Annotated in this window: 6 protein-coding genes; 3 read left to right on the plus strand and 3 right to left on the minus strand. The window is 38.0% G+C overall.

The window, feature by feature from the left end:
- Positions 1 to 28: 28 nt before the first annotated feature.
- The gene (locus HG267_RS13495) at positions 29 to 5,506 is read right to left on the minus strand and encodes a tetratricopeptide repeat protein (RefSeq protein WP_045874805.1); all 5,478 of its coding nucleotides are present in this window, start codon (positions 5,504 to 5,506) and stop codon (positions 29 to 31) included.
- 89 nt (positions 5,507 to 5,595) lie between these two features.
- On the opposite strand from HG267_RS13495, the gene HG267_RS13500 reads away from it, so the two are divergent.
- Positions 5,596 to 5,799: a hypothetical protein gene (locus HG267_RS13500; protein ID WP_045874806.1), complete on the plus strand. Its 204-nt coding sequence runs from the start codon at positions 5,596 to 5,598 to the stop codon at positions 5,797 to 5,799.
- Here the strand turns inward: HG267_RS13500 and HG267_RS13505 are convergent.
- Both HG267_RS13505 and HG267_RS13510 read right to left on the minus strand, forming a co-directional pair.
- A complete protein-coding gene (locus HG267_RS13505; RefSeq protein ID WP_045874807.1) occupies positions 5,788 to 7,182 on the minus strand; it encodes a DUF1822 family protein in 1,395 nt (464 codons plus the stop codon). The two genes, HG267_RS13500 and HG267_RS13505, sit on opposite strands and share 12 nt — an antisense overlap.
- Before the next feature lie 9 nt (positions 7,183 to 7,191).
- A complete protein-coding gene (locus HG267_RS13510) occupies positions 7,192 to 8,598 on the minus strand; it encodes a hypothetical protein (RefSeq protein WP_045874808.1) in 1,407 nt (468 codons plus the stop codon).
- A gap of 454 nt (positions 8,599 to 9,052) precedes the next feature.
- Between HG267_RS13510 and HG267_RS13515 the strand changes: the two genes are divergently transcribed.
- Both HG267_RS13515 and HG267_RS13520 read left to right on the plus strand, forming a co-directional pair.
- On the plus strand, positions 9,053 to 9,952 hold the full coding sequence (locus HG267_RS13515; protein ID WP_263420056.1) for a hypothetical protein: 900 nt from the start codon (positions 9,053 to 9,055) through the stop codon (positions 9,950 to 9,952).
- 52 nt (positions 9,953 to 10,004) lie between these two features.
- Positions 10,005 to 11,216 (plus strand): S8 family peptidase, encoded by a 1,212-nt coding sequence (locus HG267_RS13520; RefSeq protein WP_263420057.1) that lies wholly within the window; start codon positions 10,005 to 10,007, stop codon positions 11,214 to 11,216.
- Positions 11,217 to 11,262 lie beyond the last annotated feature (46 nt).

Raw genomic sequence — 11,262 nt, forward strand, 5'->3', positions numbered from 1 at the left:
ATGCGATTAATTGCATCTCTGATGTTGTTTATAAACCGTTACCAATTAAAATAAATGGTGCCCAGTAGTAGGGGTGAGAGTAACTACTTTTGCGCTGCTCATTTCTGGGTAATGCACCTGGTTCTAAGTAAGCACCACGTTTATCAATATTTGTGTTCGTAGAGTTATTACCTTTTATTATGCTAAGTTGTGCTTGACGTAATGCTTCAGATTTCGTCATTTTGCCAGTAGCAAGATTTTTATAAAATAACTGCATTAGTTGAGATGTACTAGGATCATCAACTTTCCAAAGAGAAGCCATTACCGATTTAGCACCTCGATTCATAAACTCGTAAGCAAGGGTATTAATTTCTACACCGTCCTGAGCTTCATCTTGATTTGTAGAAGTAGCCAGGGCTGTTTGACAAGCTGACAAAACAACCAAATGAATATCCTTTAATCCTGTCAAGCTAGAAATCATATCCGGTGTTAATGGTGTACCAGTTCCCATTAAGATATAAGATTGTTCTGGGGTTGTTGAGTCAAATACACCGTGAGTAGCAAGGTGAAGAATTTTGTATTTGTTCAAATTATCTCGCAATGTTTCAAAATTGAAGATTTTATTTAAATACTCTTTTCCTGGATAAATTCCTTGCTTATCGTTGGTATTTTCACGAACAATAGCGTCTAATTCCTTGGGTACATTTAATAAAGCACGGAAACTCTTATTAGAATTAGGATTTGGATCGGGAGCAGGTTCCGATAATCCCATTGCTAAAAGGGGGGTATTTTGAATATTAGTAGGTAGCTTATCTTGCTCTTCAATCTTTTCTGTAGTGACATTATGAATTGTGTATTTTTCGATTAGATATTGTTTCCCATCATGAAGTGCGCTCATGGGAATATAGCGAATTTCTCTATGTAGCGCAAAAATCAGATTTTTGACCTGATTATCCGTTAATTCCTTCTCTAAAGGTTTAATTAGCCATCTGTAGAGTTGTTGGCTGATAGGCTGTATTTCGGCAATATCTTTTACACTACAGTAATAACCTTCTGGTTCACATTTTCCGATTAACTCACGAAATTTTTTGACTGTATTTCTTAATTCCTTCCTTGATACTTGGACTTTCTCTGTTTTGACTAGCCCGTTTTGTCCATATACTTGTAACCACAATTCATTTTCTAGTACCAAGGGATAAATCATAACGCTGTTTGCGCGTGTTTCCTTTGCTTGGGCTTCAACAATTGCTTGGGCTTTTGCGAATCCTTTCGGATTAAAGAATTGTTCATCTTTAGCACGATTATCCTTAATTTCTTCTTCAATTTTCTTCAATTCTTTATTTACTTGTTGAATTGAAGCACTGAGCTTATTATTAAGCTCAGTGAGTTGACTGCATTTAGTTCTTTCGCATTCACTTATCTGACTAGCCAAAGCAAGTGTGATTTTACCTTGTTCGGGAATCTTTGCTTCTGTGGGAGTGAGAGGGATATTTAATTTACCTTCTGTGCTACCTCTAGAACCTCTTGCTTCTCGAATTTCTTGTTCTTCTATAAGTAACCGGATTTGGAACGCTTCATTATATGCTCCTTGATCATTTAACAAACCTGCGAGTTGAGCATATATATCCGATACCTTCATTTGAGCGAAATCAATAGTTGAATTTAAGAAAGAGTTTTGTAATTCTTTGGGTAAGCCTTCAATACCACCACGAATTTCTTCAAGCCTATTCACAGATTTCTTATAATTTGCAATAGCAATATTAGGTTGATTTAAATCCTGATAAACCCGTCCTAATCCAGCATAAATACCTGCGTCTGCACCTTTTACTTGATTATCTGTTTTAATTGCTAAAGCTTGTTGATAAGCAACTATTGCTTGTTCTGTTCTGCCAAACTTACGATGTAAACTACCAATATTACTGAAAGCTAACTTTTCCCAAACACTATTTTGGTTTTTTCTCGCAAAGTCCAAAAATGCTTGAGCAGATTCCATCGCTTTTGCATCATCTTTCGATTCACCATAGCCAGCACTTAGAATTAATTTTGCTAAAGCTTCTAAGCGAGGTTCTTTAATATCTGTAAAAATCACCAATGCTTTTGTTGCTGAATCTATAGCTTTATTCGTTTCTCCTTGATAAAAGTAATTACTAGCTAGAGCTAATAAAAGTGTACCTTCGCCCTGACGATTGTTGAACTGTTTGACTATTGTCAATGCTTGTTCATAATACTTAGCGCTATTTTTGTAGTCTCCTAGTTTGCTATAAATATCTCCCAAAAAATATAAGGTATCAACTTGAATGATAGGACTTTTAAGTTGCTCTGCAATTTTTAAACTTTGCTGTGTTAAATCTAAAGCTTGTCCATAATCATTCAGGGAACTGTAAATACTACCTAATGCGTTTAAAGCCTGGACTTCCAATAGTGGATTTTTCAATTCACGGGCAGTTGCCAAACCTTGCTCGACTAATTGTTTACCCTTTGTGTACTCCCCAGTTAATCCGTATGCTTTACCTACAACAATTAAAACTTCTGCCTTTCTGACTGGATTATTTAACTTTTGAATTTTACCAAGTAAAGGTTCACCAAGAGCCGTCACTTGTTGATACTGTCCTGTGGCTTCATAAATAGTAGCTAAAGCCGCTATAGATTCGATTTCTAAAGTAAAATTATTAATTTGACGTGAAATACTTATTGCTTGCTCTGCTGTTTTAATACCCTTGTCATATTCTCCTTGGAATTTATATACTTTGCTGAGATATACTAAAATACCTGGTTCAAACAATAAATTTGACTGTTTTCTTGTTAAAGCTAAAGCTTGCTGTGCTGTCTCCAATGCTTTATTTGTATCACCTACATAAATGTAATTTTCAATAAGATTTAGCAAAACAATAATTTCATTCCCAACCATTTTGCTTTGTACTATTTGCAGATTTTGTTGTGCTATCTCTAGAGATTTAATAAAGTTACCCTGGCTAAAGTAAATATCGCGTAAGTTATTTAAAGCATCTTCTTCCAGAGAGGGACTTTCTACTCGCTTGGCTATAGCCAAAAGTTGCTGTGCAGATTCCAGGGCAGAAGTGTGATTACCTTGTTTGGTGTAAATATTACTGAGTTGTTTTAATGCGTTTGCTTCAACTTTAGGTTCTTTGATTTGTTGAGCGATAGTTAAGGCTTGCTTACATATATCGATTGCTTTAGGAAAATCTTTGAAGTCATCAGTATATAATTTAGCTAAGTCAATTAAAGCTTCTGCATAATATTCTTTTATACCTGATGCCTGAGCTTTTTTGACAGCTTGTTGAGCAAAATCTAAAGCTTGATTAGATTTACCAAAGAGACTATAACTTGTTTGTAGACCTCCCAAAGCAGAAATTTCTGCTTCCACAGCATTATCCCGAACATTGGATGGTAATTTATCAATTTTTATTTGCTGGGCTATACGTAAAGCCTCATGATATGTTGCAACTGCCTTTTTATGCTCTCCCAAAACATTATAAGTACTAGCTAGAGATTTTAAAGCAAATACTTCTCCCAATAAACCATAATCTTGTTGTGATTTTGATTTTTCTTCTCTTTTTATTTCTAAATATCGTTTATCTACTTCTAATTGTTTATGATGTTCTCCTTGAGATCGATAGATATTGGCTAAGGTTCCTAAAGCTGTTGCTTCAGTGACTAAATCTTTCAGATCGCGAGCCATTTTGGCAGCCTGTTGTAAAGTTTCAACTGCCTTTTTATTTTCATGGATAAAAGCATAAGCAGCACCTAAATCAGCCAAAGTAGATGCTTGAATTTTTGGTTTATTTAGTTCTTTTGCAAGATTAATAACTGATGGAGCTAGTTCTATGACACGAGAATATTCTACTTTCGCTTGACCATATAATTCTTTAACAAAGAAGTCTACAGCTTTAGAATTATGCCCTGCAAGAATTTTCTGCAAAGCAGTCAGTTGCCCTTCTTTATTTTGAAGCGTCTGATAAATTTTTAAGGCTTGTTGAAATAATTCAATTGCTTGATCATCTTTATTTTGAAATAAATAAGTTTGACCGATAACAATTAGAAAATTTGCTTTGAATGTGTTATCTTCAATTGCTGATAGAAGTGGTAGTGCTTGCTGATAAAATGGAAGAGCGCTGTCATACATGTTTTGGTCTTTATAAGCATCTCCAATCTCTCCTAAAATACGAATTTCTAGAGATTTATCTTTTTTCTCTCGTGCAATACTTAATGCTTGTTTGTAGATTTTAATTGCTTGTTCGTACTGATTTTGCTGGGAGTAAATATTTCCTAATTCTCTAAGAATACCTATTTCTAGAGATTTATTTTTTAAGTCTTGTGCGATACTAAGTGCTTTTTGATAAGTTTCAATCGCCTGTGAATATTGTTTTTGTTGAAAATAAACTTTCCCAATTTCTGTAATAATACTAGCTTCTCTTAATTTATCTTTGGCTTCTTGAGCTACGGTTAATCCTTGTTCATATATTTGACTAGCTTGCTTGTACTGTTCTTGAATAAAGTAAATATTCCCAATCATCTGAAGAATATCTGCTTCTTTTGATTTATTTTTTAATCCTCTATTTATTACTAATGCTTGCTGATAAAATTCAATAGCTTTGCTATATTCTTTTTGAACAGAGTAAGTATCACCAATATTTTCAAGGCTGCTAGCTTCTAATGATTTATTTTGAATTTCTCGCGCTAGTATTAATGATTTTTGCCAATAATCCACAGCAAGAACATAATCTTCCTGACTGTTATAGTGCCATCCTAGATTAAATAAAACTCTCAACTCTCCGTCTTTATTTTCGAGGGTTTTACTTATTTTTAATGCCTGTTGATATGACTCAAATTCACGTTTATAATCACGTAAATTACTATAAACTATTCCAATTCTAATTAATGTATATGCTTCCCGATCAGTATCTTTTACTTCTTTATGAATAGCTAAAGCTTGCTGTAAAATTTCCAAGGCTTTAGGATATTGCTCTTGATTACTGTAAGTAAATCCAATATTACTGAGAGTTTTACCTTCACCTTTTCTATCATTAACTTGCCGACGAATTGTTAAAGCTTGTTGGAAAAATTCTAATGCTTTAGTAGCATCAAAATTTAATCTATAGCTCGTGCCGATATTATCCAACACTTCGCCAATTGCAGCTTTATCCCCAATCACTTTATACAGATTTACAGCTTGCTGCAAAACTTCCAAAGCTTGGGTAGGTTGATTCAAGCCGTTGTAAACCTCACCCAATTTATTTAAAGTGGCAGCTTCCCCTGCTTTATCCCCCAGTTTTCGCCGTATCTCCAGCACCCGTTGATAAGTCTGCAAAGCTTTGGGATATTCCCCACGTCGAAACTGCTGTACACCTTCTTCAAACAACTTATCTGCATCTGCTTTAGTATCCGAACTGGTTGCAGTTTGCGCCAAAGTATGCTTAACTATCACATCATTCGCCGCTAACCCAACACCACAAGTCAGTGAAAACACTAAACTAACTAGGGCGAAACTCTTCAAACTCTTAGACATTGGTTATTCCTCTTAATATGGCTACAGAAGATTGATTACTCAATCTCTTATATTTCTGAGGACAAACCAGGTTATGCCAAAATTTAAAAATGACCTCAGCATCATTACGATACCTTGATGTGACAGACCGTATTAATACTGGAGATCACAAGCTATTTAAAGATATTGTAAAGAAAAAGCCAAAGCATACCAGACATTTGCAACAATTACCCGCTTATTGCAATTATCCAGTGAAGAGTAGTATTGTGAAAGCGATCGCCCAATTCTGGTATCCAATCGCGTCAATTCCGTAACCGCTCCAAATTAAACGCAAAAGGCGGTAAAGTCACCTCAACGCCATCCATCAAACTCACACTCACCAAAAACTTCTCATCCCAATTACCAACCACACGGGTAAATATATAAGAATCTTCACTCTCTGCATTTAATCCCGGTTCATCCAAAATACCTGTTTGGTCGCTGACCCTAAGTTTAATCCCAGACGGTAAACTACTTAAAGCAGGTGCGCCCAAAATTAGTAACAAACTCCACTCTGGCTGTTCAGATTCCGATAGTAAATGCCAAGTCACAGCATACAACCGCAAAGGTATCCCAGCTAAAAGTAAATCTTGATACGCACCCCGCGCTTGTACGGGAATTTCTAAACCCCTCTGTCGTAATTGAGTAGCTATTACCTCAAATTCTTCCTCAGGACTACGTATTGGGCGCATTTGGGAAGCATCTGCAAAACTGGGTAACAGCACCCAAGAAAGTGAAGCAGCTAAATCATCCAACTCATCCCACAACCAACGTCCAGCATTTAAAGCAGGTTGGGTAATTAATTTAATTACATCTTGTAGAGACGCAAAAGCAGCTGTTGATTCTGGGTTGGCGCTACCAATCTCTATATTCTCTATAGCTGCTTGTGTTTGTAATGTGTAAACCCAATTGATCAATTCTGGACTAGTTAAAACAGCAGCAGCTTGTTCCCAAGTTAAAACTTCAGATAATTCCCGTTTCGGTGATTGTAACTGAGGTAATAATTCCACCAACTGATTTTGTATATTTGCTAAAATCGCACTACGATTTGTAGGAATTACAGGTAAAGAGATTGCTGATGATTCCAAACATCGTAGATAAAGCAAGAGACGGTCTGGATTACTATCAAAACAGGATATTGTCAGTTGATAATTCCAATCTGACTGTAAAGAGGTTGTCTGTAAATTCTCTTGTAATTCTTCATAGCTTAAAAAAGCATAAACATTTGCTGCTTCTTGTTCTTCTAACACCTCCACTAAAACATAAAAGTGGGGAATAAACTCTGGTAAATCTACAACTACTCTGGGAATATTAACCATTTCATCGCTCAAGCTACCAGTGGCAATTAAACAGACTTTAAATTCCCCTACTTGTAAATTAGCAACGCCACTAATAAAATTTGCTAAAACTGGTTGTAAACTTGTACATTGCTCGCGATTAATAGTTAAAGATTCTGCTCTTTCTTCTAGCCATTGCTCAAAAGCTGATAAAGCTAAATAATGAAGATAAGCTTGCCATTGTTTGGATTCATTAATAACTTGATTACTGAGTACTGCGGCTTGGTCAATCTCATCGGGTGAGAGAATAACTGCTGAAGTTGGTAAAGCATCAAAATCAAGGTAAGACATGGGAGGAAGATTACTTAATAAATTTGTCATAATTTTGTTTTAATTTCTTTTTCTAGTTTGGATATATTCACATAATCGTTCGGCGAAAATATCAGCTTTTAGGTGAGCTTTCATTGTTCTTGATTGAATCTCGGAATTTTCCAGCATTTGGCTAATTTCCTCAAACAGAAAGCTTGTCAATCGCTCGTCCAGGTTTTTCAAAGCTTGGATATCAACATATACTTTAGCCTTTTCTTTGAGAGAGTCCTTTAAAATTACCAACATTTCCTGCTGGACATCAGTCCGCAAGTTTTTTAACTTTAATAACTTGGTTACCGAATCTTGCGCTCTCAATCCCAGGAATTCAGCAATTTCCTTCATTGCCAATTTTTGACATTGAGATAGCTCCAAAGCAGTTAAAAACATCGTGGCTTTATCGCCTTTTTTCCGTTCTAAATATCTAACTCGCGATTCTGTAACTTGAGCTAAAGCCTGTTGTAAGCTAAGTTGAAATTGATGGCGATAAAACTGTAAAAATTCGGTTTGTTCGTCGTTTTCTTCTAAACTATTATTAGTTTCAGTCGCCGGGATTTCTTCTATCAAAGAATTATACTTGCTTCCATACACAGCGTCTAGAGAACTTGTCTGTACAGAACCACCCCGAACATAAATTCGGTACTCGCGCAATTGAGCAGCCAGCTTTTGCAGTTTCTGACTCAAAACTTCAATCTCAAAAATTTGACCTGTATGCTTTTGAATATCTTGGGCAATATCTTGTAATTGTTGAGTATCAGGTGCAATACATTTACTCCTGAGACCTTTTCTCCGTTGTTGCAGTCTTTGCAAGCGGTAGATAGTATGATAGCTTTCTAAAATAGATTGCGCTTCTTTAATTGCTGCGTCGCTAAAACCACCCTGGCTAAAAATATGAAAATCTTTGAAAATGCGTTCTAATTGTTTAGGTTGAGTATCATTTAAAATCGCCCAATTACTAATTAAATAAACACCACATTCTAATAAAACTTTATTCAATTCAGGCTGTTGCTTTAATTTCATTATCGCCCAAGTAGTCAGACTACTTTGCTGCGGATCAAAACTCTGGAGAATTTTTTGCGAGAAGCATTGATATACACGGGCTGTTGATAATTTACCATCATCATCTAGGACATAAGGGAACAAATCGCTAGCAGTAAAATTATGCTTTTGACCAAATTTCCTTTCTAATTGCAGACATCCTTGCTCAAGAATCCAAGATAGAAAACACAGCAAACAACGTTCTGCTAGTAAAGCAGTCTCGCCAGAACTATGGCGATATAAATCTAGCAATTTACCCTGGATGTCTGCATCTGGTGTCAAACGCTCAAATACTTGTGAGTAAAACGACTTCGCCGCAGGTATCTGTTGAATTCTCCGGTTCCCTCCCGCATCAATCCTCACCAATTGCCAATATCTTGAAGCCTCGCTCATAAGTATTTGTATTTATTGGTCATTGTTAATTGTCACATTGCCGATGCTTTTCAACGCAAGTCCAACCATTTTTTGAGATTCCATACTGAGTCCCTAATTTAACAGTTATTGGGAAAGGCAGAGGGCAGGAGGCAGAAGGCAGAAGGCAGAAGGGAATTTTGCTTCCTGCCACGGCAGTTGCTCCTAACCCTGCGTACCTGTCCCCTCTGCCAGCAACCTTAGGGAACGAGGGTTTAAGACTTCCAACAGGAGGGGTGTTACTCCGACTCCGATCTGAATAAAACCTTCTGCCCTCTGCCTTCTGCCTTTTTAAACTTGAGCTTTCATTTTTTAGTACTTCTGAGAAAATCGACCTTATGCAATTTTGCGCCAACCTCTGCTGCTGAGAAATTGCATATCCTCCAAATCATCAGAAATACACATATCTGGCAAAATTAATTCCCAGTTCGCACTTATGAGACGTTTAATTTCCAGTCTGATTTTGGCAGGTTGTTTTTTCAGTGCTACCAGCTTTTCTCTGCTTCCTCAGCAACACCGTGAGTTCGCGCAGGCACAAACAGCAGATGAATTGTTTTATACATTTTACGGACAAAAAATTCCTTTGAATTTGCGCCGTGATACGGTGGCTGTGAGCTTTAAACCCAAGAATACACGCTCTCGCTCTATCCAACCTTTATACTTACAGTTGCAACAAGATTTACGACGTGGTGGCGGTAATACTCGTAGCATTGGTAGTAATCATCGCTCTGATGTAGATGTTAAACCTTTGGGAGAAAACATCGCTCTAGTTAACCTACCTTCTGGCACTCGTGCTTCCTTAAATACAGTTCAACAGCAGATTCAAAAACAGCCTTACGTGCAAGAAATATTACCTATCTTATCCCGTAAATCACAGTCAGCATCTCCAGAAACAAAATCTGAGCCAGTTATTGTACTACCCAACGAGATTGTCATTAGTTTTGAGGGCGAGATGTCCGAGAGCCAAAGGCAAATTATCCTACTGCGCCACAATTTAGAAGTACTTCGTCCCTTGAGATTTAGTAAAAACCGCTACTTAGTACGTTCTAAGTCAGTATCTGGGACTGAAATTTTACATGTGGCTAATCAACTAACTCAAGTACCAGGAGTGCAATCAGCAACACCGAATTTTATTCAAGCGACTTCCGATCATATGTCGCAATTGCTGGCAACAGCAGCCAATTTACCAGAAACTCCTCACGCCGCCGAACGCTTACAACAGCAGTTGGCACAGTTACCCCAACCAAAAGATACTCCGATTTCTTCCAACTTACTACCTTTGCAATGGCATTTAAATAGTACTCCTCGCCGGGGTCAGGCTGTTAGCTCGGACTGATATTCGCGCTACGGAAGCCTGGCGCAACAGCAATGGCGGACGTGGGGTTGTCGTGGCGGTAATTGATAGCTTGATTCAATGGGATCATCCCGACTTGGTGAAGAAGACATACAAATCTGGCGATCGCTCTGATAAATTACCTGGTGAGGAATATGGCTGGGACTTTTCTAGCCCAGGTGAAGGTGACGCTGATACACGCTTGAGTTCCCAAGAAATGTCACAGATTCAAGCAGAATTTCAAGACACTTTTAAATTACCATCTGACCAATTATTAAAGAAATATCAACAACTGTCGGGCATCTTAAAACAGCGTTACCCTAAAGCTTCAGACAGTGAAATTGCTCATCGCATTCGCAATCTGATTCGTGCTGAAATTGGGAGTGAGTTTCACGGTACTTGGGCTGCGGGTGTGATTGCTGCTAATTCGGAAGATAAAGCAGGTATTCTGGGAGTTGCGCCTCATACCCAAATCCTGCCAATTAGGGTTTTTGGCTTACGTGGTGCGATTAATATGGCAAGTTTATCCGAAGCTATTGGTTATGCTGCCAGTAGAAATGTTGATGTGATCAATATGAGTTTGGGTGGTTTGCTTCCTGATGAGGGATTAACCGAGCAAATTTTTGATGTGTTGGATGCTCATCGTCATTTGGTAATAGTTGCTTCTGCTGGTAATGAAAATTTGGATGGAGTTGGATTCCCGGCTGGTATTCCTGGTGTTGTATCAGTAGGTGCTACAAATATGACGGGTAATCGCACCTTCTACAGCAGTTATGGCGGCGGATTAGATCTAGTCGCACCCGGCGGCGAAATCCAAAATAGCCTCAGTGGTGGAATTTTAACGACAGGTGGTACTTGGTTGGATGGTTTTTGGCAGGGAATGTCTGTACCAGATTACACCTGGGGTTTGGCGTTAGACCCCTTAGGTAAGTATGTCCAGGTACAAGGGACTTCTTTCTCGGCTCCCATTGTTTCAGGAGTAGTGGCCCTGATGAAGGGAGAAGATCCAAAACGGCGATTAAGCCGCGATGAAATTGTCTCAATTCTCAATCAGACTGCTACCTATGATGGACTCAATCTTTCTAAAGCTGATGCTAATCGCTATAGGTTGCAGAAGGAAGTCGGTTTTGGAACTGTTGTAGATGCTCCAGTTTCACGACCTTCTGGTATTTTCCCTAAGGCGAAACCCGTTTCCGCCCAAGAGTATTTCTTCGGTCGTGGTTTAGTTAATGCTGATGCTGCGGTGCAGGCTGTGAAGCAGAGATAGGGATAAGTGGTAATGTTCCAGGGCCGATTAGGTAGAGAACTGGAAC

The organism is Tolypothrix sp. PCC 7601 (assembly GCF_025677855.1).
GTDB classification, from domain to species: Bacteria; Cyanobacteriota; Cyanobacteriia; order Cyanobacteriales; family Nostocaceae; genus Aulosira; species Aulosira diplosiphon.

Coding starts and splice junctions, on each gene's coding strand:
- HG267_RS13510 (WP_045874808.1), bottom strand. CDS start 8,598: ATGAGCGAGGCTTCAAGATATTGGCAATTGGTGAGGATTGATGCGGGA.
- HG267_RS13505 (WP_045874807.1), bottom strand. CDS start 7,182: ATGACAAATTTATTAAGTAATCTTCCTCCCATGTCTTACCTTGATTTT.
- HG267_RS13500 (WP_045874806.1), top strand. CDS start 5,596: ATGACCTCAGCATCATTACGATACCTTGATGTGACAGACCGTATTAAT.
- HG267_RS13515 (WP_263420056.1), top strand. CDS start 9,053: ATGAGACGTTTAATTTCCAGTCTGATTTTGGCAGGTTGTTTTTTCAGT.
- HG267_RS13495 (WP_045874805.1), bottom strand. CDS start 5,506: ATGTCTAAGAGTTTGAAGAGTTTCGCCCTAGTTAGTTTAGTGTTTTCA.